The following is a 22,300-nucleotide window of genomic DNA, read 5'->3' on the forward strand; positions in this document are numbered from 1 at the left end:
CGTCAGCTGACGAGCGACCGCAGCACGTACTGCAGGATGCCGCCGTTGCGGTAGTAGTCCGCCTCGCCGGGGGTGTCGATGCGCACGACCGCGTCGAACTCGACGACGCCGCCGTCGGTCTTCGTGGCCGTGACGTGCACCGTGCGCGGCGTGCGGCCCTCGTTGAGCTCGGTGACGCCCGCGATGTCGAACACCTCCGTGCCGTCCAGGCCGAGGGAGTCCGCGTTCTCGCCCTCGGGGAACTGCAGCGGCAGCACGCCCATCCCGATGAGGTTCGAGCGGTGGATGCGCTCGAACGACTCGGTGATGACCGCGCGGACGCCGAGCAGACGCGTCCCCTTCGCCGCCCAGTCGCGCGACGAGCCCGAGCCGTACTCCTTGCCGCCGAGGACGACGAGCGGCACGCCCGCCTCCTGGTAGGCGACCGACGCGTCGTAGATCGTCGTGTCCTCGCCCGTGAGCAGGTTCTTGGTGAACCCGCCCTCGGTGCCGGGGACGAGCTGGTTGCGCAGGCGGATGTTCGCGAACGTGCCGCGGATCATGACCTCGTGGTTCCCGCGGCGCGAGCCGTAGGAGTTGAAGTCCCGACGCTCGACGCCGTGCTCGGCCAGGTAGACGCCCGCCGGGCTGTCCGCCTTGATCGAGCCCGCGGGGCTGATGTGGTCGGTCGTGACCGAGTCGCCGAGCTTCGCGAGCACGCGCGCGCCGGTGATGTCGGTGACGGGCTCCGGCGTCGCGCCCATGCCCTCGAAGTACGGGGGCTTGCGGACGTAGGTCGACTCGGCGTCCCACTCGAACGTGTTGCCCTCGGGCGTCGGCAGCGAGCGCCACCGCTCGTCGCCGGTGAACACGTCGGCGTAGTCCTCGGTGAACATCTGACGGTCGATCGACGCGTCGATCGTCGCCTGCACGTCCTGCGGCGACGGCCAGATGTCGCGGAGGAACACCTGCTCGCCGGCCTCGGTCGTGCCGAGCGGCTCGTTCTCGAAGTCGAAGTCCATCGTCCCGGCCAGCGCGTACGCGATGACCAGCGGCGGCGACGCGAGGTAGTTCATCTTCACGTCGGGGTTGATGCGCCCCTCGAAGTTGCGGTTGCCCGACAGCACCGAGACGACCGACAGGTCGTGCTCGTTGACCGTCGCCGACACCTCGTCGGGCAGCGGGCCCGAGTTGCCGATGCACGTGGCGCAGCCGTAGCCGACCAGGTGGAAGCCGAGCTTCTCGAGCGACGGCCACAGGCCGGCCTTCTCGTAGTAGTTCGTGACGACCTGCGAGCCGGGCGCCATCGACGTCTTGACCCACGGCTTCGCCGTGAGGCCCTTCTCGACCGCGTTCCGCGCGAGCAGCGCCGCCGCCAGCATGACCGACGGGTTCGACGTGTTGGTGCACGACGTGATCGACGCGATCACGACGTGCCCGTGGTCCAGCTCGGTCCGGGTGCCGTCCGCGAGCGTCACGGGGACGCGCTTGTGCGGGCGGTGGGCCGAGTCGCCGTGCAGCGCGCCCGCGGGTGCGTCGGACGAGTCGGTGTGCGCGCTGGCCGCGATCGGGTCGGACGCCGGGAAGGTCTCCTCGACGGACTCGTCGAGACCGGTGAACGCGGCGGCCTCGTGCGGGTCGACGTAGTCGAGGATCGACGCCGCGAACGACTCCTTGGCCTCGGACAGCTCGATGCGGTCCTGCGGGCGCTTCGGGCCGGCGATCGACGGGACGACCGTCGACAGGTCGAGCTCGAGGTACTCGGAGAAGACCGGCTCCGTGTAGCCCTCGGCCGACGGGTCGTGCCAGAGGCCCTGCTCCTTGGCGTACGCCTCGACGAGCGCCAGCTGCTCCTGCGAGCGGCCGGTCAGGCGCAGGTACTCGATGGTCACGCCGTCGATCGGGAAGATCGCGACCGTCGAGCCGAACTCGGGGCTCATGTTGCCGATCGTGGCGCGGTTCGCGAGCGGCACCGCGGCGACGCCGTCGCCGTAGAACTCGACGAACTTGCCGACGACACCGTGCTGGCGCAGCTGCTGCGTGATGGTGAGCACGACGTCGGTCGCGGTCACGCCCGACGGGATCTGGCCCGTGAGCTTGAACCCGACGACGCGCGGGATGAGCATCGACACCGGCTGGCCGAGCATGGCCGCCTCGGCCTCGATGCCGCCGACGCCCCAGCCCAGGACGCCGAGGCCGTTGACCATCGTCGTGTGCGAGTCGGTGCCGACGCACGTGTCGGGGTAGGCACGACCGTCACGGACCATGACGCCGCGCGCGAGGTACTCGATGTTGACCTGGTGCACGATGCCGGTGCCCGGCGGGACGACCTTGAAGTCGTCGAACGCCGTCTGGCCCCAGCGCAGGAACTGGTAGCGCTCACGGTTGCGCTGGTACTCGAGCTCGACGTTCCGCTCGAACGCGTCGGGGCGTCCCGCGACGTCGATCTGCACGGAGTGGTCGATGACCATCTCGGCGGGCGCGAGCGGGTTGATGCGGGACGGGTCGCCGCCGAGCTCCGCGACGGCCTCGCGCATCGTGGCGAGGTCGACGACGCAGGGCACGCCGGTGAAGTCCTGCATGATCACGCGCGCCGGCGTGAACTGGATCTCGGTGTCGGGCTGCGCGTTCGGGTCCCAGCCGGCGAGCGCGCGCACGTGGTCGGCGGTGATGTTCGCGCCGTCCTCGGTGCGGAGCAGGTTCTCCGCGAGGACCTTGAGGCTGAACGGCAGGCGCTCCAGACCGGGGACCGCCGCGAGGCGGTAGACCTCGTACGAGGCGTCACCGACCTCGAGGGTTCCCTTCGATCCGAAGCTGTCGACGCTGCTCACGTGGTGCTCCTTCGCTGGGCGAGTCTGCCCGGGGATGGGGGTCACCCAGGCGGCAGGACGGTGCGACCTCCCAGCCTACGGCGGCTCGGGTCGCGAATTATCTCGACGTCAAGATACATGCTCGACACGGCTCGGCGCACCTCCGTCCACGCTCCGGGCGCGTCGCCCGGACCGACATGCCGCGGCCCCCGTCACCGGTCCGGCGACGGGCCGGACCACGACGGGGGCCGACGGGCCGCGCGGTCGGTCAGGTCGTCCCGGACGCCTTCTTCTCGGCCTCCAGGGCGTCGAGCGCCTTGCGCTCCGCCTCCACGGCCCGCTCGTGCGCGCGCGGGTCGTAGTCGGGCGTGCCCTGCTTGTGGAGCTCCTGCGTCGCCAGCCGGCTCGCTTCCGCCAGGCGGTGCGCCGCGTCCTTCTCGGTCACGGGTGCCTCCCTCCGCCGGGCCGCCGCGGTCCGGCTCCCGCCCACGCTAGCGCTGGTCAGCGCGGCCGTCGCGGCGGCGTGCGGCTCAGCGCGACAGGACGGCGACGGCCTCGACGTGGTGGGTCATCGGGAACAGGTCGTACCCCTGGACGTCGACCAGCCCGTAGCCCGCGCCCCCGAACAGCGCGACGTCACGCGCGAGCGCGGCCGGGTCGCACGCCACGTACACGACGCGCTCGGGACGCAGCGCGGTGATCGCGTCGACGACGCGGCGACCGGCCCCGGCGCGCGGCGGGTCGAGCACGACCGCGTCGGCGTGCACGACGTCCGAGTCGGCGTCCTGCGTGCCCGCGAGGACGCGCGCGACGTCGCCCGCGTGCAGCTCGACGTTCGGCCGGTCGTGCACGTTGCGCCGCGCGTCCCGCACCGCGCGCGCGTCGCCCTCGACCGACACCACCTCGCCGTCGGCGACCGCGTCCGCGAGCGGGAGCGTGAACAGGCCCGCGCCCGCGTACAGGTCCAGCACGGTCGCCCCGGTCACGTCGCCCAGGCCGGCCAGCACGGCGTCGACCAGGACGCCCGGAGCCTCGCGGTGCACCTGCCAGAAGCCCGCGGCCGCGACGCGGTACGTGTGCGCCGCGTCCCCGCGTCGCACCTCCTCGCGCACCGCCGCCCGGGCGTTCGGACGCGGGTCGACGCGACCGCGCGACAGGTCGAACGGCGCGCCGTCGAGCAGGACCACGGGCGTGTCCCCGCCGGCCGGCGCGACCGCCTCGACCCGCGCACCGGCGGTCCAGCGCCGGTCGAACAGCCCGAGCGCCTCGATCCGCTCGGTCGCGAGCGGCATCCCGGTCAGCGCGTGCACGTCGTGCGACCGGTGCCCCCGCATGCCCGCACGGCCCTCGGCGTCGGCGACGAGGTCGATGCGCGTGCGCCAGTGCAGCCCGCCGCGCTCGTCGTCGCCGGGTGCCGCGTGCACCGGCACGGACCGCTCGTCGCGCGCGAGCCGCCGCAGCTGCTCCTCGAGCACCGCCTGCTTCCACGCCCGCTGCGCGGGCAGCGCGACGTGCGCGAGCTCGCCACCGCCCACACCGCCCGCACCGGCCTCCGGCCACGCGGACGCGACCCGGTCGGCCGACGCGTCGAGCACCTCGACCGCGTCCGCGCGCCAGAACTTCGCGGTCTCCACCGCGTCCGTCAGCCGCGCACGCACGTGTTCGCCCGGCAGCGTGTGCCGCACGAACACGACGCGGCCCTCGTGCCGCGCGACGCAGTGCCCGCCGTGCGCGACCGGCCCGACCTCGAGCTCCACGACCGCGCCCACGGTCTCCGTCGTCTCAGTAACCACGCGGCACCGTACCCCGCACCGGGTCCTCGAGACCCGTCTGCCCCTCCGTCGAGGCGAGCTGCCACGGCACCGACGCCACCACCACACCGGGGGTGAACAGCAGACGCCCCTTGAGCCGCAGCGCGCTCTGGTTGTGCAGCAGCTGCTCCCACCAGTGCCCGACGACGTACTCGGGGATGTAGACGACGACGAGGTCGCGCGGGCTCTCGCGACGGATCGAACGCACGTACGTGAGCACCGGCCGCGTGATCTCGCGGAACGGCGAGTCCAGCACGCGCAGCGGCACGGGCAGGTTCATCGACTCCCACTGCGCGCGCAGCGCGTCGACGTCCTCCGGGTCCACGCCCACCGTGACGGCCTCGAGCAGCTGCGGCCGCGACGCCCGGGCGTAGGCGAGCGCGCGCATCGTCGGCCGGTGCAGGTGCGACACGAGCACGATCGCGTGCACGCGGCTCGGCAGCGCCCGGTGCGCGTCGGCGTCCTCGCCGAGCGCGAGCTCGGCGCGCACGTGCTGGTAGTGCTTGCTGATGCCCTTCATGAGCACGTACACCGCGACCATCGCGAGGATCGCGATGTACGCGCCGTGCGTGAACTTCGTGATCAGCACGATGACGAGCACCGTGGCCGTCATGCCGAGGCCGATCGTGTTGATGACCCGGGACCGCTTCATCGTCGCGCGGACCGACGGGTTGGGCTCGGTGCGCAGCGCACGCGTCCAGTGCCGCACCATGCCCGTCTGGCTCACGGTGAAGGACACGAACACGCCGACGATGTACAGCTGGATGAGCCGCGTGACCTCGGCGTCGAACGCCCAGATCAGCGCGATCGCCGCGGCCGCCAGCGTGACGATGCCGTTGGAGAACGCCAGCCGGTCGCCGCGCGTGTGCAGCTGGCGCGGCAGGTACCCGTCGCGCGCCAGGATCGACCCGAGCACCGGGAAGCCGTTGAACGCGGTGTTGGCGGCGAGCACCAGGATCAGGCCCGTCACCACCGAGACCAGCACGAACATCACCGGGACGCCCTGGAACACCGAGTCCGCGAGCTGGCTGATCACGGGGTGCTGCACGTAGTCGTCGCCGACCGGCACGCCGTTCTCCAGCAGCTGCACCGAGGGGTCCTCGGCGAACCGCACCTGCGTCGCCTGCGCGAGCAGCAGGATGGACATGATCATGACGATCGAGAGCCCGCCGAGCAGCGCGAGCGTCGTCGCCGCGTTCTTGGACTTGGGCTTCTTGAACGCCGGGACGCCGTTGCTGATGGCCTCGACACCCGTCAGCGCCGCACAGCCCGACGCGAAGGCGCGCAGGATGAGGAAGAAGCCGGCCAGGCCCGCGAGACCTTGGTCGAACCCCGCCTCGGGCGCGACGTCGAACCCCGCGCTCTCCGACAGCGGGAGCGTGCCGGAGAAGTAGCGGATGGCGCCGAACAGCGCGAGCGACCCGATCGCGAACATGAAGAGGTACACCGGGATCGCGAACGCGCTCCCCGACTCCTTGACGCCGCGCAGGTTCGCGATGGTCAGCAGCACCACCAGCCCGATCGCGAACGCGGCCTCGTGCCCGCGCAGGGGCGGGAACGCCGTGGCGGCGTACTGCGCACCCGACGAGATGGACACCGCGACCGTGAGCACGTAGTCGACCAGCAGCGCGCTCGCGACCGTCACACCCGCGTTCGGGCCCAGGTTGGTGTTCGCGACCTCGTAGTCGCCGCCGCCCGACGGGTAGGCGTGCACGTTCTGCCGGTACGACGCGACCACCGTGATCATCACGACCACGACCGCGAGACCGACCCACGGGGAGATGACGAGGGCCGAGAGCCCGGCCAGCGACAGCGTCAGCAGGATCTCGTCGGGCGCGTACGCGACCGACGAGAGGGCGTCCGACGCGAACACCGGCAGGGCGATCCGCTTCGGCAGGAGCGTGTGGCCGAGGCGGTCGCTCCGGACGGGGCGTCCGAGGACGAGTCGCTTGGCGGCATCCGCGAGATCCGACACGATGTCTGATGCTAGGCCCGCCGTGACCCCGCAGCACCATCCGGTGGTCCCGCAGGTCGTCGGCTCACCGGGACGGCGTCACGGGTATAGCGTGACGCCCTGTGCACTTCGTGATCATGGGCTGCGGCCGTGTCGGCGCGTCGCTCGCGCAGTCGCTCGAGGACAACGGCCACTCGGTGGCGGTCGTCGACCAGAACCCCGACGCGTTCCGCCGGCTCGACGCGGACTTCGGCGGCAACAAGGTCACCGGCATGGGCTTCGACCGCGACACCCTCACCCAGGCGGGCATCGAGGACGCGTTCGGCTTCGCCGCGGTGTCCGACGGCGACAACTCGAACATCCTCGCGGCGCGCGTCGTGCGCGAGACGTTCGGGATCGACAACGTCGTCGCCCGCATCTACGACCCGCACCGCGCCGAGATCTACCAGCGGCTCGGCATCCCGACCGTCGCGACCGTCCGCTGGACCGCGCACCAGGTGCTGCGGCGGCTTCTGCCGATGGGCGCGACCGACGAGTACCGCGACCCCTCGGGCCAGATCCAGCTGGCCCAGGTCGACGTCCACGACGGCTGGATCGGGCGCCCGCTGCGCGTGCTCGAGGAGGCCGCGGGCGTGCGCATCGCCTACCTCACCCGCTACGGCGACGGCGTGCTGCCGGCGCCGGACACCGTCCTGCAGGAGAACGACATCGTGCACGCGCTGTACCGGGCCGACGACGCGGCCTTCGTCGAGCGGACCCTCACGCACGCCCCGGCGGTGACCGAGTGAGGGTCGTCATCGCGGGTGCCGGCTCGGTCGGCCGCTCGATCGCGCGCGAGCTCCTCGGGCACGACCACGAGGTCACGCTCATCGACCGGCAGCCGTCCGCGATGCGCGTCGCGCAGGTCGCCGACGCCGACTGGCTGCTCGCCGACGCGTGCGAGCTGCCGACGCTGCGCGAGGTCCGCGCCGACGAGTGCGACGTCGTCGTGGCCGCGACGGGCGACGACAAGGCGAACCTCGTGATCTCGCTCCTCGCGAAGACCGAGTTCGGCGTGCCGCGCACGGTCGCGCGCGTCAACAACCCGAAGAACGAGTGGATGTTCGACGAGGCGTGGGGCGTCGACGTCGCCGTGTCGACGCCGCGCATCATGACGGCGATGGTCGAGGAGGCCGTGACCGTCGGCGACCTGGTCCGGATCTTCACGTTCCACCAGTCGCGCGCGGACATCCTCGAGATCACGCTGCCCGACGACTCGCCGCTCGCGGGCGTCCGCCTCGGTCAGATCGACTGGCCCGCCGACACGGTGCTCGCGTGCATCGTGCGCGACGCGCGCCCGATCGCCCCCAGCCCGGACGACACCCTCGAGGGGCGCGACGAGCTGCTGTTCGTCACGGGTCGTGACGCGGACGAGAAGGCGCTCGACCTGCTCCTGACCCGCGGACCAGCAGCCAGCTGATCCACAGGGCCAGCGCGAACAGCGGCACGCCCATCAGCAGCTTCGCGGTGCCCAGCCATGCGACCTCGGCCGACAGGTAGAGCGGCACCTGCACGCCGAGCCGCAGCGCGAACACGATGATGAGGGGCCACGTCGCGAGCGTGTAGCGCCGCCGCAGCTCGCGGTCCTGCCGCCACGCGACCGCCGCGGACCAGGACCCGCCCGCGACGGGCCCGTCCTTCGCGAACAGCCCGGCGACGATGCCCACGAGCGGCCACCCCACCAGCACCGAGACGAGCGTCCCGACGAGGTACGCGACGTTGGTCCACAGGCCGTACGCGAAGTAGTCCTCCGCCTGGCCGGTGCGCACGGCCCAGAACACGCCGATGCCGACGCCGACGACGCCTGCGAAGGCCTGCGTGACCGGGGTGCGCTGCACGAGCCGCGCGACGACGGCCACGAGGGCGGCCGCGCCGGCCGCGATCAGCGCGGGCGTCATGCGCTGCCCGGAGACCAGGTAGACGACCACGAACAGCAGCCCGGGCGCGACCGACTCGACGATCCCGCGGACGCCGCCCATGGCGTCGAGCGCGGAGAACTCGTCGGCCGTCACGGCCCGCAGGCCGCGCGCGGTGCCGCCCTCCTCGGGCTGGACGACGTCGTCGACGACGTCGAGGGGCCGCTCCGCGGCGGCCGGGTCGGCGGCGTGCCGCGGTTCCTCCGTCACGTCACTCCCCCGGCCGCGGACGCAGCTCGTACTTGGGGTTGAACACCGTGCGCCGGCCGTCGACCTGGCACACGAGTCCCTCGATGCGCACGCGGCGACCGGGCGCGATGCCGGCGATCTCGCGGCGGCCGAGCCACACCAGGTCGAGCGTGCCGCTGCCGTCGTACAGCTCGGCCTCGAGCGCGGGCACGCCCTCGCGCGGCCGCAGCACGACCGAACGGATCACGCCCGACACGCTCGCGCGCGTGCGGTTGGTGAGCTTCTCGACCGGCGTGCAGCCGACCGACCGCAGGGCGTCGGCGCGCTCCTCGTCGGCCTCGATCTCGGCCTGCGACGCGACGACCTTGCGCATGCGCTCCTTGAGCGTCATCGGATCTCCGTGATCTCCGGTCCGCGGGTCAGCGGGTCGAACGTGGGCTTCTCGGTCGCGGGCTCGGCCGGGGCCTGCGACGGGCCGGGGAGCTTGAGGGCGAGCAGGTCGCGCGGCGGGCGGGCCTCGGTGCCGCGCACGACGACGATGCGGGCGAACAGCTGCTCGAGCGCCTCCGCGGCGCCCGGCTCGACGGCGCCCTTGCCGGTGATGACGCCGCGCAGGAACCAGCGCGGCCCGTCGGCACCGATGAAGCGTGCCGGACGGTGGCCGGTCCGGCCCTCGGGCGTCTTGACGGGGAGCCGCGCGAGCAGCTCGCGGCCGAACGGCCCCGGGATGTCGTCGACGGACCCGCCCTGGGTGGTCACCGACTCGGCGATCTCCTCGCGGATCTCGTCCCAGATGCCCTCGGAGCGCGGTGCGGCGAACGCCTGGACCTGCAGCGACGAGCCGTCCAGGAGCACGGACGCGGCGGACACCACGTTCGTCGCCTTGTCGATCTCCATGCGCAGCTCCATGCCCGGCAGCCCGGGCAGGCGGATCGCGCCGAGGTCCACGCGCGGGATGTCGTCGGTGACCTCCGCCTCGTCCCACGGCCCCGTGGTGCGGGCGGGTGCCGACGGCTCCGCGTCGCCCGGCTCGTCGAGCGGGACGGACTCGGTCTCGACCACCTCGTCGGCGGCCGTGTCCTTGCCGCCGCGTCGGAACAGACCCACGACACTCTCCTCCCGGCGCACCCGTGCGCGCCGTCACTCTCGACAGTAGTCCTGCGCCGGACCGCGACCTAGTCGGTCCCGGCGGCGTCCCGGCACCGGTCAGCCCGTGTGCGCGGCCTTCCAGCCACCGCTCGACCCGAACCCGCCGTCGCCGCGGTGCGACCCCGGCAGGTGCTCGACCTCGACGAACCGCGCGCGCTCGACGCGCTGCACCACGAGCTGCGCGACCCGGTCGCCACGGTGCAGCTCGAGCGCGTGCTCGACGTCGGTGTTGAGCAGCGTCACCGCGATCTCGCCGCGGTAACCCGCGTCGACCGTGCCGGGCGCGTTGACGATCGTGAGGCCGTGCTTGGCGGCGAGCCCGGACCGCGGGTGGACGAACGCCGCGTAGCCGTCCGGCAGCGCGATCGCGACGCCCGTCGGGACGGTCACCCGACCCTGCGGCGGGACGACCACGTCGACGCGCGTCACGAGGTCCGCGCCGGCGTCACCCGGGTGCGCGTACGACGGTGCGGGCAGGTCCGGGTCGAGCCGGAGGAGCAGCACCTCGACGGGGGGTTCGGCGGTCACGGGGCCCGACCCTACCTCCCCGGGATGGGATGCTGGGGGCATGCCTGGCACCGCTCCGCGTCCGTCGTCCGCGCCCGTCCCGGGACCGGTCTGGTCGGAGCGGCTGTGGCTCGGTCCGTGGGGTTGGACGCTCCTCGTGGCGTTCACCCTCATGCTCGGGGTGGTGCTGCTGCCCGTCGACGCCGTGCTCGCGGTCGTCGTGGCGCTCGTCGCCCTCGCAGGCGGCCTCACCGCCGCCGTGCTGCTCACGCCGACGGTCTCGGTGCGCGACGGCGTGCTGCGCGCGGGTCGCGCGCACATCCCGCTCACGCTGCTGGGCGACGTCACGGTCCTCGACGCGGACGCGCTCCGGACGGAGCTCGGCCCGCGCCTCGACGCGCGCGCGCACGTGTGCCTGCGCGGGTGGGTGCGCAGCGGCGTGCGCGTGGAGCTGACGGACCCCGCCGACCCCACGCCGTACTGGCTGGTGTCGTCGCGCCGCCCCGACGAGCTCGCGCGGGCGATCACGGTCGGCGCGCAGGCGCGCTGACCGCTCCCCCGGCGTCCCCCGGAGGTCGACCGTCCCCTCGACGGTCGGCCCCGCTCGTCTCCCCCTCGGCGACGGGCAGGGCGGGGTCGGCCGGCCACCCGCGACGCGGGGGCCGGCCGAACGGCTCAGCGCAGACTCACGCGGCGCACTCGGAGCACACCGGTGCCCCGTTGCGCTCGTAGGCGAGCTGGCTGCGGTGGTGCACCAGGAAGCAGCTCGAACAGGTGAACTCGTCCGCCTGCCGGGGAAGGACGCGGACCGAGAGCTCCTCGCCCGACAGGTCCGCACCCGGCAGCTCGAAGCCTTCGGCGGCCTCGGTCTCGTCCTCGTCCACCACGCCCGAGTTCTTGTCCGAGCGCCGGGCCTGGAGCTCCTGGAGCGAGTCCTCGCTCAGGTCCTCCTCGGTCTTGCGCGGGGCGTCGTAGTCGGTAGCCATGAGTGGCGTCACACTCCGTCGTCAGATGGATTCTCGTACGCGGGATCAATGCACCGGTGACGGGATTTGTTCCCCACGCGCGGAGGATTGTGCACCACATCTGCCCCGAGTGCGAACACGGACGCGCGACCACATTCGCGCAGGCGTTTGCGGGAGCGTTTTCACCCGTCGCTGTCGGCGTCGAGCAGCTCGAGGAGGGCGCGCAGCTCGGCCACCCGCCCGGCCGCCCCGGCCACCGTCATCTCGGTGCCGGCCGGGCGTCCGCGCAGGCCGGTGACCTGCAGACCCGCCTCCTGCGCGACGAGCGACGCCGCCGCGAGGTCCCAGGGGGCGAGACCCCGCTCGTAGTACAGGTCGAGGTGGCCCGCGGCGAGATTGCAGATGTCGAGCGCGGCCGAGCCGATGCGACGGATATCACGTACTCGGGGCAACAGGTCTGCGAGCACGCGCGCCTGCGCGCGACGTCGCGTCGCGAGGTATCCGAACCCGGTGCCGACGAGGCACCCCGCGAGCGCCGGCGGGTCCTCGGCCCGCAGCGCGCGACCGTCCAGGGTCGCCCCCAGCCCGAGACCCGCGCGGAACGTCCGGCCGTCGGTCGGCGCGTGCACGCACGCCGCGACCACCGTCCACGTCGCGGGGTTCGGCGCGCGGCCGTCGTCCCCCGCCGGGCCGACGACCGCGGCGACCGACACCGCGTAGGCGGGCAGGCCGTAGAGGTAGTTGACGGTGCCGTCGATCGGGTCGACGACCCATGTCACGCCCGACGTGCCGAGCACGTACCCCTGCTCCTCGCCGAGGATGCCGTCGTGCGGCCGCAGCTCGGCGAGCCGCCGGCGCAGCAGGTCCTCGGAGGCGAGGTCCATGGCCGTCACGACGTCCTCGGGGCTGCTCTTCGTCGCCGCCACCGCGACACGCTCGGGCCGCCCCTCGTGGATCAGGCGGCCGGCCTCCCGAGCGAGGCGCTCGGCGACCTCGACGAGCTGGGCGACGACGTCGGTGGTCAGCGGCAGGTCCCGGGGGGCGTCCATCCCGCCCATCCTGCCCGCCGACGAGGGCGGCCGCACCGGGCGTCCGCGAGGCGAGGCGCGGCTCACCGTCCCGGATCCACCCGCCGGGCGCCCGGAGGTGGCAGTCTCTTCCCGAGGTACCGGGAGGTCGAATGGGTGAGCTCGAGCTGGAGGGTCTGCACGAGGACGGCGAGCATCTCGTCCTCGTGGGCCCGGGGGGCGAACGGTTCCGTCTGCGCATCGACGAGCCGCTGCGTGCGGCCGTGCGCCGGGACCGGCCGCAGCTCGAACAGCTGCGTGCCGAGAGCGCGGGGACGCTGAGCCCGCGGGAGATCCAGGCGCGGATCCGTGCGGGCGCGACGACGCAGGAGGTCGCGGACGCGTCCGGCCTGCCCGTCGAGCACGTCCGCCGCTACGAGGGCCCGGTGCTGGCAGAGCGCGAGTACGTCGCCGAGCAGGCGCGTGCGACGCGCGTCGGCCGTGACGCGGGCGCGCCGACGCTCGGGGACCTCGTCACGGACCGGCTCGCGGCCCGCGGCGTCGACCTCGCGTCGCTCGCGTGGGACTCGGCGCGCGAGCCGTCCGGCCCGTGGGTCGTGCTCGCGCGCTTCCGGGTCGGCGACACCGCGCACGAGGCCCGCTGGACGTTCGACGCGGCGCGGCGCACGGTCGTGGCCGACGACGACGAGGCGCGCTGGCTCTCCGAGACGGAGCTCCCGGACGAGCCCGTCTCGCGCCGTCATCTCGCGGCCGTCCGTGACGTCGTGTTCGACTTCCGCGACGACGGGACGCTCACGGGCGCGGACGCGCCCGAGCCCGAGCCCGAGCCCGAGCCCGACCCGCAGCAGGACACGCACGACCTCCTCGACGAGCTGCGCACCCGACGCGGCGTGCGGCAGAACCTCGACCTCGACGTCGACGACGAGGAGTTCGAGGGCTTCGGCCCCCAGCACGCGTTCGACTTCGGCCGCGACGACGCGGACGTTCCGGGGGCGCACCCGCTCGACGCCGACCCGCTCACGGAGGCCGTCGTGCTGCGCAGGCCGGCACCCGAGCCGGAGCCGGAGCCCGTGGTGCCCGCGTCCGTGGCGCCCGCGGTGCCGGTCGACGACGAGTCGCCCGTCGAGCCTGCCGAGCGGCCCCGCACCCGCAAGGGGCGCGCGAAGGTGCCGAGCTGGGACGAGATCGTGTTCGGCGCCAAGCCGGAGTGACCCGCCCCCGCGGTCGCGTTCCCGCCTGACGCGCGGGTCAGGCGCCCACGCCGAGCGTGCCCTGCGCCGACGAGAGCGTCGCGACCGACGGTGACGCAGCGCGCGCGGTCGCGGCGGTCATCCGTCGCATGTGGTGCCGACGGCACAGCACCTCGTACGCGACCTCGCCGCTCGCGGCTGCGACGTCGCCGACGACCACCTGGGCGCCTTCGACGACCATGACGCCGTCGACCGTGCGGGCGTTGTGGGTCGCGCGCGCGCCGCACCAGCACAGCGCCTTGACCTGGAGCACCTCGACGCGGTCGGCGAGCTCGACGAGCCTGGCGGAGCCGGGGAACAGCCGTGCACGGAAGTCGGTCGAGATCCCGAACGTGTACACGTCGACCTCGAGCTCGTCGACGACGCGTGCGAGCTGCTCGACCTGCGTGGCGGTGTAGAACTGCGCCTCGTCGGCGATGAGGTAGTCCACCGGCTGCCCCTGCGTGCGCCGCTCGATGACCTCGGCCCAGAAGTCGGTCGCGTCACCGACCTCGGCGGCGTGCTGCACGAGACCGAGGCGCGACGAGATGGTCGCCGCACCGGCCCGGTCGTTGCGCGTGAACAGCACACCGTCGCGCCCGCGCGCGGCGTGGTTGTGGTGCATCTGCAGCGCGAGCGTGGACTTGCCGCAGTCCATCGTTCCCGAGAAGAAGACGAGCTCCGCCACGGTCAGGAGCCTTTCTGCACGACGAGGAACGGGACGAGCATCTCGTGCCGGGTGAGCGACCCGTGCACGCCGACGAGGTCGAGCGACGCGGGCGTCTGCGTCGCGGAGTCGACGACGGTCGCACGGCCGGTCATGGCGACGACCACGTCGCCGAGGACGCGCCGCGCGCGCTCCCCCACGGGCCCGAACCAGCCGGCGTCGACGGCGGTCTCACGCGTGACGACGACGGCCGCGTCGCCGAGCGTGCCGCGCCACCGCTCGGCGACGGCGTCGGCGTCGGCCCCCGGTCGCAGGTGCAGGTGCGACGCGCGCGGCTCCCCCGCGACGAGCGCGACGTCGGCGGACAGCACGGGGTGCGTCGCGACGTCCCAGCGTGCGGTGCGGTCGACGTCGACCATGCCGTGGTCGGCGGTGACGACGAGCAGCGTGCCGTGGGGCAGGCTGCGCGCGAGCCGGCCGAGCTCGGCGTCGAGCTCCGCGAGCGCGTCGCCCCACTGCCACGACCCCCAGCCGTGGTGGTGGCCCGCCTTGTCGACGTCACCCCAGTAGAGGTAGGTGAGTCCCGGTCGTCGCAGCGCGTCGAGCGTCGCGTCGACCCGGTCGGCGAGCGACTCGGCCACGCGGTAGGTCGCGCCGCGCAGCGCCGCCTCGGTCAGGCCGGACCCGGCGAAGCGCGCGGGACCGACGCTCGTGACGCTCGCACCGGCCGCCACGAGCCGCTCGAAGACCGTGGGCTCCGGCTGCCACTCGCGGGCCGGCGGCAGGTCGGTCCACGACACGAGGTTCCCGAGCCGTCCGGTCCCGGGGTCGCGGACGGTGTAGCCGAGCATCGCGGTGGTGCCGGGCCCGGCCCCGACGCCGAGGCTGCCGATCGCGGTCGCCGTCGTCGACGGGAACGTGCTGACGAGCGGCGCGGACTCGCGGACCAGCCCGCGCAGGAACGGGGCGTGTCCCGCGCGCTCGCTCAGGTTCACGTGGCCGAGCCCGTCGACGAGCACGAGGCACACCCGGTCGGCGCGCGGCAGCCCGAGGAGGCCGGCGTCCGACGACGGCGCGTGGCCGAGCACGCCCGCGAGCGCGGGCAGCAGCGAGGGCAGGGCGGGGTGCTCGCCGCCGGGCAGCACGAGGTCCGCGTCGACGGGCAGCTCGACGAGCCGCGACGGCGGCCCGGGCGGACGCGTCATCGACCGTGGGCGCTGGCCGCGGACAGCTGGCGCGCGAACGCGGCGGCGGCACGCACGGAGTCGACGCCCTCGGCGGCCGCGCTCACGCGCACCACGACGTCGTCGGGCGTGAGCGTGCCCGTCAGGCCGTGGTCCGCCTCGCAGGCCGGGTCGCCGCACGTCGCCGGCTCCAGGTCGACGCGGGACACCGCGCCCCAGCCGATCGCGAGCGTGAGCTCGGTCGGCGGCGTCCCCGCGCGGTGCCGCTCCGGCTCGGGCATCACGTGCGTGAGGGCCACCGAGCGGAGCTCGGCGAGCGGCACCGCCTCGGTGGTCGCGGACGCGCTGGGCGACGGGTTCTCCGAGTCGGCGGCCTGGTCGTCGACGTGCGCGACGACGAGCCGTGAGGGGGTGAGCACGAGGACCGTCACGTGGCGGCGGACCTCGGACGCGTCGAACGTCGTCTCGGGGTGGACGAGGTGGGCGACCACGGGCTCGTCCGCGAGCGCCACGCCGAGGACGTCGGCCACGAGCTCCGGGTAGTAGCCGGCGCGGTGCAGGTCGTCGCGCAGGTCGTCAGAAACTGCTGGCACGGCGCCCATCCTCCCACCGACGCGGGGGTGCGTGCGGCGGTCACGCACGGGGCAGCCGCCGCGTGGAGTCCGCCCGGTCGGCGGGTGCGAGCGTCGCGCGCGCACCGAGCACCACCGCGCCGTGCTCGGAGACCACGACGGGGTTGAGCTCGAGCGAGCGCAGCCCGGGCAGGTCGTCGGCGAGGACGGAGACGCGCGCGATGACATCCTCGAGGGCCGCGACGTCGACGGCCGGCAGCCCGCGGTAGCCGAACAGGCGCGGGGCGGCGCGTGCCGAGCGCACGAGCTCGGCGACGTCGACGTCGGTGAGCGGCGGGACGCCGTAGGCCACGTCCCCGAGCAGGTCGGACGCGTCGCCCGACAGCCCGAAGCTGATGATCGGGCCGAAGAGCGGGTCCTCGGTGGACCGCACGACGCACGCGGAGCCGTGCGGCGCCATCGCCTGCACCTCGAGCGGCGCACCGTCGCCGTGCAGCCGGTGGGCGGCCCCGAGCGCGAGCACCTGGGCGACGTCGGAGCGCAGCTCGGCCTCGTCGGCGACGTCGAGCCGGACACCGCCGAGGTCGGCGCGGTGCCGCAGCGCGGGCACGGTCGTCTTGAGCGCGACGGGCCAGCCGATCCGCTCGGCGACCTCGACCGCCTCGTCGGCGTCGTGCACGGGGAACGACGGGAGCAGGTGCACGCCGACGGTCGCGAGCAGCGCCGACGTGCGCGCGACGTCGAGGTCGACGGTCCCCTCGGGTGCGACGCCGGGCGGCCAGCGGGTGACGTCGGTGTCCTCCGCGCGCCGGGGGGCCGCCTCCGCGAGCCAGCCGGCGACGAGCCGTCGCGCGGCGCGCGTGTCGACCCCGTCGGGGTGCAGCGGCCGGCCGTGGTCCGTCGCGCGCCACCGCGCGTAGCGCGACGCGTGGCCGAGCGCGAGCGCCGCGTCCTCGGGCGTGCTGTACGCGGGCACGGTCCACGCCCGGCCGTCGGCGTCGAGGGCCGTGAGCTCGGGCGTCACGCCGTGCAGGCCGAGCACCGACGCGACGGTCGTGCGTCCGGTGCGCGCGGCGGCGGCCGCGACCTCGCGCGGCAGGGTGTCGCCGACCGACCCCAGCGTGGGGATCCGCACGACGACGACGACGTCCGTGGTCGGGTCGTCGTAGACCGCGGCGACCGTCGCACGGATCTCGTCGTCGTCCGCGTCCTCGGCGAGGAGCGCGACGTGACCCGAGAGCACGAGCCCGCCCGCGGACACCGCCTCCGCGACGAGCGCGGCGACCGACGCGGACGACGCGAGGACCGCGACGCGGCGACCCCGGGGCAGCGGCTGGTGCGCGAGCAGCTGCGCGACGTCGAGCATCTGGTGCGTGTTGTCGACGCGGATGACCCCGGCCTGGCGCATGACCTCGGTGAGCGTCCGGGGCGGCGCGTACGTGGGCCGCACGGCGTGCCCGGGCGGGACGACGTGGCCGGACCGGCCCGCGGTGACCACGACGACCGGCTTCACGGACGACAGACGTCGCGCGACGCGGGAGAACTTGCGCGGGTTGCCGATCGACTCGAGGTACAGCCCGACCACGTCGGTGCCGTCGTCGTCGGCCCAGAACTGCATGAGGTCGTTGCCGGAGACATCGGCGCGGTGCCCGGCGGAGACGAACTCCGCGAGGCCGATCCCCCGGCGCTGCACCGCGCGGACGAGCGCGACGGCGAGCGGCGCGGACTGGCAGAACAGCCCGACGCGGCCCGGCAGCGGCGGGTCGCCCTCGAGCGACGCGTTGAGCAGCCCGTCGGGCCCGGCGGCGAGCACGCCGTAGGACGCGGGACCGACGATGCGGATGCCGGCCGCGTGCGCGACGCGCAGCAGGGTGCGCTGGCGTGCGAGCCCGTCGGCGCCCGTCTCGGCGAAGCCGGTCGACAGCAGCACGACCCCCCGGACCCCGAGCGGCACCAGGCCGCGCACGACCTCGGTGGCGCGCTCGGGCGGCACCGCGACGACCGCGAGCGGGACCGGCCGCGGCACCTCGGCGAGGCCGGGGTGCGCGTGCGCGCCCGCGACGACGCCCTCGACGCCGACCGTGTGCACCGTCGCGCCGCCCCCGGCGACGAGGTTGGCGGCGGCCCGGGCCGCCTGCCGGCCGGCGAGCGTGCGCCCCTCGTCCGGCCCGGGGCCGACGACCACGACGGTGCTGGCCTCGAGCAGCTCGCGCACCGAGCGGGCTTCGGCCCGGTGCTCGCGGTCGGCGATCACGGCGAGCGACCGGTCCGTCGGGTCGATGTCGAAGCCGACGGACACGACGCCGTCCTCGGTCTGCTGCGTGACCGCGTACCCGGCCTCGCGGAACACCGCGATCATCCGGCCGTTCTGGGGCAGCACGTCCGCGACGAACCGTCGCACGCCGCGCTCGCGGGCCGCGGCGGCGAGGTGCTCGAGGAGCACCGACCCGATGCCGCGGCCCTGGTGCGCGTCGGAGACGTTGAACGCGACCTCCGCCTCCTCGGGCGCCTCGCCGACGAGCCGGTCGTAGCGCGCGACGCCGATGATGTGCTCGGCGCCGTCGGCGTCGGCGGCGACCGCGACGAGCGCGACCCGGTCGACGTGGTCGACGTTGACGAGCCGGTGCAGGTCCCGGTCGGGCAGCCGCTCGAGGTGCGCGAAGAACCGCAGGTAGGTGGACCGCTCGGACTGCGCGACGTGGAACGCCTGCAGCGCGTCCGCGTCGCTCGGGCGGATGGGCCGGACGTGCGTCGTCGACCCGTCGGACAGCACGACGTCCGCCTCCCACGCGGCGGGATAGCGGGCGGGCGCCGCGTCCTCGTCGACGTCTGCCATGCACGCCAGGCTATCCGGGCGGGGCGCTGCGCCGTGCGCACCCGCGTGCCGTGCCCGCGACGCGCCCCGGACGGGCGACAATGGGCGGCGCACATCCCGCACCGGACCGAGGAGCACTCCCGCATGGCGCGTCGCCCCGCGACCCCGAACCTCCCTCCCGAGGACCTCGTCGAGCGCATCGTCGACATCGACGTCGCGTCCGAGATGGAGGGGTCGTTCCTCGAGTACGCGTACTCGGTCATCTACTCGCGGGCGCTCCCCGACGCCCGCGACGGGCTCAAGCCCGTGCAGCGGCGCATCCTGTTCCAGATGGCCGACATGGGCCTGCGCCCCGACCGGCCGTACGTGAAGTCGGCGCGCGTCGTCGGCGAGGTCATGGGGAAGCTGCACCCGCACGGCGACGCCCCGATCTACGACGCGATGGTCCGTCTGGCGCAGGCGTTCGCGCTGCGCCTGCCGCTCGTCGACGGGCACGGCAACTTCGGCTCGCTCGACGACGGCCCCGCCGCCCCCCGGTACACCGAGGCGCGGCTCGCGCCGTCCGCGACGGCCATGACGACGGGCCTCGACGAGGACGTCGTCGACTTCGTGCCGAACTACGACAACAAGCTCACGCAGCCCGAGGTGCTCCCCTCGGCGATCCCGAACCTGCTGGTCAACGGTGCGGCGGGCATCGCCGTCGGCATGGCGACGAACATGGCGCCGCACAACCTCGTCGAGGTCGTCGCCGCGGCGCGCCACCTGGTCATGCACCCGGACGCGACGCTCGAGGAGCTCATGCGGTTCGTGCCCGGCCCGGACCTGCCGACGGGCGGCAAGATCATCGGCCTGGACGGCGTGCGCGACGCGTACAGGACGGGCCGCGGCGCGTTCAAGACGCGCGCGACGGCGGTGGTCGAGAACGTCACGCCCAAGCGCAAGGGCATCGTCATCACCGAGCTGCCGTACATGGTCGGCCCGGAGAAGGTCATCGAGAAGATCAAGGAGGGCGTGCAGAGCAAGAAGCTCTCGGGCATCTCCGACGCGGTCGACCTCACGGACCGCCAGCACGGCCTGCGCCTCGTCATCGAGGTCAAGACGGGCTTCCACCCGGAGGCCGTGCTCGAGCAGCTCTACCGGTTCACGCCGCTCGAGGACTCGTTCTCGATCAACAACGTCGCGCTGGTCGACGGCCAGCCGCGCACGCTCGGCCTGCGCGAGCTGCTCCAGGTGTGGGTCGAGCACCGGATCTCCGTGGTGCGTCGCCGCTCGCAGTTCCGGCTGGCGAAGCGGCAGGAGCGGCTGCACCTCGTCGAGGGCCTCCTCGTCGCGATCCTCGACATCGACGAGGTCATCCAGGTCATCCGCTCCTCCGACGACGCGGACTCCGCCCGGACCCGCCTGCAGACCGTGTTCGACCTGTCCGAGCCGCAGGCCGAGTACATCCTCGAGCTGCGTCTGCGCCGCCTGACCAAGTTCTCCCGCCTCGAGCTCGAGCGCGAGAAGGAGCAGCTGCTCGCGGAGATCGCCGAGCTCGAGGCGATCCTGCGCGACGAGCAGCGGCTGCGTGTCCTCGTCTCGGACGAGATGGCCGAGGTCGCCGCGACCTACGGCACGCCGCGCCGCACGATCCTCCTGGAGTCCGCGGGCGGCACGTCGGTGTCGGGGGCGCCGGCCGCCCGCGCGTCCGCCACGCCGCTCGAGATCGAGGACTCCCCCTGCTGGGCGCTGCTGTCCGGGACGGGCCTGCTCGCGCGCACCGCCGGTGCCGACGCGCCCGTCCGGTCGGCCGACGCCCGCCGGGCGAAGCACGACGTGCTGGCCGCGGGCGTCCCGACGACCGCCCGCGCCGACATCGGCGTCGTGACGTCGCGCGGTCGTGTGCTGCGCCTGTCGGTCCTCGACCTGCCGGCCCTGCCGCCCACCGACGGTCCGCCGTCGCTGTCGGGCGGCGTCCCGCTCGCGGAGCTCGTGACGCTGCCTGCGGGCGAGCGCGTCGTCGGCCTCGCGTCCCTCGCCGCCGACGCCCCGACGCTCGCCCTCGCGACCGCGCAGGGCACCGTCAAGCGCGTGGCGCAGGGCGACGTGCCGGGCAACAAGGACGAGTGGGTCGTCGTGGCGCTGCGCGACGACGACGAGGTCGTGGGCGTCGCCCCGGTGGCGGACGACGACGAGCTCGTCCTCGTGAGCTCGGACTCCTCGCTCCTGCACTTCCCCGCGTCGTCCGTGCGCCCGCAGGGCCGCGCCGCGGGCGGCATGGCGGGCATCAAGCTCGCGTCCGGCCAGCGGGTCGTCGCGTTCGGTGCGGTGCGACCCGACGAGGTCGGCGACGCGCTCGTCGTCACCGTCTCCGGCTCGTCCAGCGCCCTGCCGGGCACGCAGGCCGGCGCCGCCAAGGTGACCCCCTTCGACGCCTACCCCGGCAAGGGCCGCGCGACGGGCGGCGTCCGCTCGCACCGGTTCCTCAAGGGCGAGGACACGCTCATCGCCGCCTGGGTCGGTGCGGGACCCGCGTGGGCCGCGGGCTCCGCGGGCCAGCCGGTCGACCTGCCGACGCCGGACCCGCGCCGCGACGGGTCGGGCACGCCCCTGACGGTGCCGGTGCACGCGATCGGCTGACCACGGCCGTCCGCGACGGCGGCGGCACTCGCCGTCGCCGTGGGGACGGCGTCGCGCGACCGCGTGTCAGCGGACGGGCGCCCCCGTCCAGCCGACGAGCGCGACCACGTTGTCGCGCTTCGGTGCCGGCGGTCGTGCGTCGGCTGCGGGCACGGGCCTGGCGCGCCGGGCGGCGTGGTTGCGCTCGACGACGGCCACCGCGAGCATCCCCTGCGCCAGCAGGTAGGTGAGCATGACCCACACGTCCTGACCGGGCAGGTGCCACGTCGGCACGAACGCCTCGAGCGCGATCAGGCCGTCGGACACGACGAACACGGCACCCGCGGCCCCCGCGAGCGGGCTCACGCCGGTGGCGAGGACCGCCATCGCGACGAGCACGCCGCCGTACACCGCGACAGGCACCAGCAGCGCACCCGCGTGCGGCGCGCAGAGCCCGACCAGGACGACGAGGGCCATGACGTACGGCACCAGGCGCACCGGGGACCGGTAGGCGACCGAGCGACGCGCGTCGGGTGCGAACGCCACGACGTACGCGACCTGCGCGAGCAGGAACCCGCCGACCATGAGCAGGAACGCGGTGTCGCCGCCCGACGTCGCCGGCAGCGTGTCGCCGAGCCACGAGCAGCCGAGCGCGACGAGCGTCCACGTGACGAGCCGCCCACGGGGCCACCGGGTCGCGGTCGCGACCGCCGCGGCGAGCAGCGGCATCGCGCACCACTGCGCGACCTCCGCGACGGCGTCGGCGCCTGCCGCACGGCAGACGAGCAGCAGCACCGCGTCGACGACGTAGAGGACCGACCACACGCGAGCAGCGGCGGACAGGGACCGGAGCACGGCGACCTCCTGGGACCGGACGCCCAGCGTCCG

General features: G+C 74.3%; 20 protein-coding genes. 5 read left to right on the forward strand and 15 right to left on the reverse strand.

Annotated elements, in window-relative coordinates:
* Positions 1-2: 2 nt before the first annotated feature.
* From GXP71_RS07550 to GXP71_RS07565, 4 genes are all read right to left on the reverse strand, one after another.
* Complete coding sequence (locus GXP71_RS07550) at positions 3-2,810, reverse strand: aconitate hydratase (protein ID WP_162352153.1); 2,808 nt, start codon at positions 2,808-2,810, stop codon at positions 3-5.
* 247 nt (positions 2,811-3,057) lie between these two features.
* On the reverse strand, positions 3,058-3,234 hold the full coding sequence (locus tag GXP71_RS07555) for a translation initiation factor 2 (protein WP_124343900.1): 177 nt from the start codon (positions 3,232-3,234) through the stop codon (positions 3,058-3,060).
* Between the two features lie 85 nt (positions 3,235-3,319).
* A complete protein-coding gene (locus tag GXP71_RS07560; protein WP_162352154.1) occupies positions 3,320-4,582 on the reverse strand; it encodes a class I SAM-dependent RNA methyltransferase in 1,263 nt (420 codons plus the stop codon).
* Positions 4,572-6,575, reverse strand: a complete 2,004-nt coding sequence (locus GXP71_RS07565; protein ID WP_162352155.1) for an APC family permease — start codon at positions 6,573-6,575, stop codon at positions 4,572-4,574. The genes GXP71_RS07560 and GXP71_RS07565 overlap by 11 nt, the downstream gene beginning before the upstream one ends.
* A gap of 116 nt (positions 6,576-6,691) precedes the next feature.
* On the opposite strand from GXP71_RS07565, the gene GXP71_RS07570 reads away from it, so the two are divergent.
* Complete coding sequence (locus GXP71_RS07570; RefSeq protein ID WP_162354255.1) at positions 6,692-7,342, forward strand: TrkA family potassium uptake protein; 651 nt, start codon at positions 6,692-6,694, stop codon at positions 7,340-7,342.
* Positions 7,339-8,013 carry a TrkA family potassium uptake protein gene (locus GXP71_RS07575; protein WP_162352156.1) on the forward strand — a complete coding sequence of 225 codons (675 nt, stop codon included), beginning with the start codon at positions 7,339-7,341 and terminating at the stop codon, positions 8,011-8,013. The genes GXP71_RS07570 and GXP71_RS07575 overlap by 4 nt, the downstream gene beginning before the upstream one ends.
* Here the strand turns inward: GXP71_RS07575 and GXP71_RS07580 are convergent.
* The 4 genes from GXP71_RS07580 to dut all read right to left on the reverse strand — a co-directional run bounded on the left by GXP71_RS07580 (position 7,946) and on the right by dut (position 10,417).
* Positions 7,946-8,719, reverse strand: a complete 774-nt coding sequence (locus tag GXP71_RS07580) for a DUF3159 domain-containing protein (RefSeq protein WP_162352157.1) — start codon at positions 8,717-8,719, stop codon at positions 7,946-7,948. The two genes, GXP71_RS07575 and GXP71_RS07580, sit on opposite strands and share 68 nt — an antisense overlap.
* A 1-nt stretch (position 8,720) precedes the next feature.
* Positions 8,721-9,089, reverse strand: coding sequence for an OB-fold nucleic acid binding domain-containing protein (locus GXP71_RS07585; protein WP_162352158.1), 369 nt, complete (start codon positions 9,087-9,089; stop codon positions 8,721-8,723).
* Positions 9,086-9,805 carry a DUF3710 domain-containing protein gene (locus tag GXP71_RS07590; protein ID WP_162352159.1) on the reverse strand — a complete coding sequence of 240 codons (720 nt, stop codon included), beginning with the start codon at positions 9,803-9,805 and terminating at the stop codon, positions 9,086-9,088. The genes GXP71_RS07585 and GXP71_RS07590 overlap by 4 nt, the downstream gene beginning before the upstream one ends.
* Before the next feature lie 99 nt (positions 9,806-9,904).
* Complete coding sequence (dut, locus tag GXP71_RS07595; protein ID WP_370520997.1) at positions 9,905-10,417, reverse strand: dUTP diphosphatase; 513 nt, start codon at positions 10,415-10,417, stop codon at positions 9,905-9,907.
* On the opposite strand from dut, the gene GXP71_RS07600 reads away from it, so the two are divergent.
* On the forward strand, positions 10,416-10,904 hold the full coding sequence (locus tag GXP71_RS07600; protein ID WP_162352161.1) for a DUF3093 domain-containing protein: 489 nt from the start codon (positions 10,416-10,418) through the stop codon (positions 10,902-10,904). The genes dut and GXP71_RS07600 overlap by 2 nt on opposite strands.
* A 136-nt stretch (positions 10,905-11,040) precedes the next feature.
* On the opposite strand, the gene GXP71_RS07605 is transcribed toward GXP71_RS07600, so the two are convergent.
* Together GXP71_RS07605 and GXP71_RS07610 are read right to left on the reverse strand one after the other, a co-directional pair.
* Positions 11,041-11,340, reverse strand: a complete 300-nt coding sequence (locus GXP71_RS07605) for a DUF4193 domain-containing protein (RefSeq protein ID WP_124343249.1) — start codon at positions 11,338-11,340, stop codon at positions 11,041-11,043.
* A gap of 161 nt (positions 11,341-11,501) precedes the next feature.
* Positions 11,502-12,368, reverse strand: a complete 867-nt coding sequence (locus GXP71_RS07610) for an inositol monophosphatase family protein (protein WP_162352162.1) — start codon at positions 12,366-12,368, stop codon at positions 11,502-11,504.
* 131 nt (positions 12,369-12,499) lie between these two features.
* Between GXP71_RS07610 and sepH the strand changes: the two genes are divergently transcribed.
* Positions 12,500-13,558 (forward strand): septation protein SepH, encoded by a 1,059-nt coding sequence (sepH, locus tag GXP71_RS07615; RefSeq protein ID WP_162352163.1) that lies wholly within the window; start codon positions 12,500-12,502, stop codon positions 13,556-13,558.
* A 37-nt stretch (positions 13,559-13,595) separates the two neighbouring features.
* Here the strand turns inward: sepH and GXP71_RS07620 are convergent, their stop codons facing one another.
* From GXP71_RS07620 to GXP71_RS07635, 4 genes are read right to left on the reverse strand one after another with little or no spacing between them, the layout of a single operon-like run.
* Positions 13,596-14,264 (reverse strand): thymidine kinase, encoded by a 669-nt coding sequence (locus GXP71_RS07620; protein WP_162352164.1) that lies wholly within the window; start codon positions 14,262-14,264, stop codon positions 13,596-13,598.
* Positions 14,265-14,266: 2 nt separating this feature from the next.
* Positions 14,267-15,448, reverse strand: coding sequence for an alkaline phosphatase family protein (locus GXP71_RS07625; protein ID WP_162352165.1), 1,182 nt, complete (start codon positions 15,446-15,448; stop codon positions 14,267-14,269).
* Positions 15,445-16,029: a DUF5998 family protein gene (locus tag GXP71_RS07630; RefSeq protein ID WP_162352166.1), complete on the reverse strand. Its 585-nt coding sequence runs from the start codon at positions 16,027-16,029 to the stop codon at positions 15,445-15,447. The genes GXP71_RS07625 and GXP71_RS07630 overlap by 4 nt, the downstream gene beginning before the upstream one ends.
* Before the next feature lie 31 nt (positions 16,030-16,060).
* Positions 16,061-18,835, reverse strand: coding sequence for a GNAT family N-acetyltransferase (locus GXP71_RS07635; RefSeq protein WP_162352167.1), 2,775 nt, complete (start codon positions 18,833-18,835; stop codon positions 16,061-16,063).
* Between the two features lie 123 nt (positions 18,836-18,958).
* Here GXP71_RS07635 and GXP71_RS07640 point away from each other — a divergent pair, with 123 nt between their 5' ends.
* Positions 18,959-21,433 carry a DNA topoisomerase (ATP-hydrolyzing) subunit A gene (locus tag GXP71_RS07640; protein ID WP_162352168.1) on the forward strand — a complete coding sequence of 825 codons (2,475 nt, stop codon included), beginning with the start codon at positions 18,959-18,961 and terminating at the stop codon, positions 21,431-21,433.
* Between the two features lie 66 nt (positions 21,434-21,499).
* Here GXP71_RS07640 and GXP71_RS07645 read toward each other — a convergent pair whose 3' ends face one another.
* Positions 21,500-22,267: a lysoplasmalogenase gene (locus tag GXP71_RS07645; protein WP_162352169.1), complete on the reverse strand. Its 768-nt coding sequence runs from the start codon at positions 22,265-22,267 to the stop codon at positions 21,500-21,502.
* Between the last annotated feature and the right edge of the window lie 33 nt (positions 22,268-22,300).

The organism is Cellulomonas sp. H30R-01 (assembly GCF_010119915.1).
In the GTDB taxonomy this organism is placed as follows: Bacteria; Actinomycetota; Actinomycetes; order Actinomycetales; family Cellulomonadaceae; genus Cellulomonas; species Cellulomonas algicola.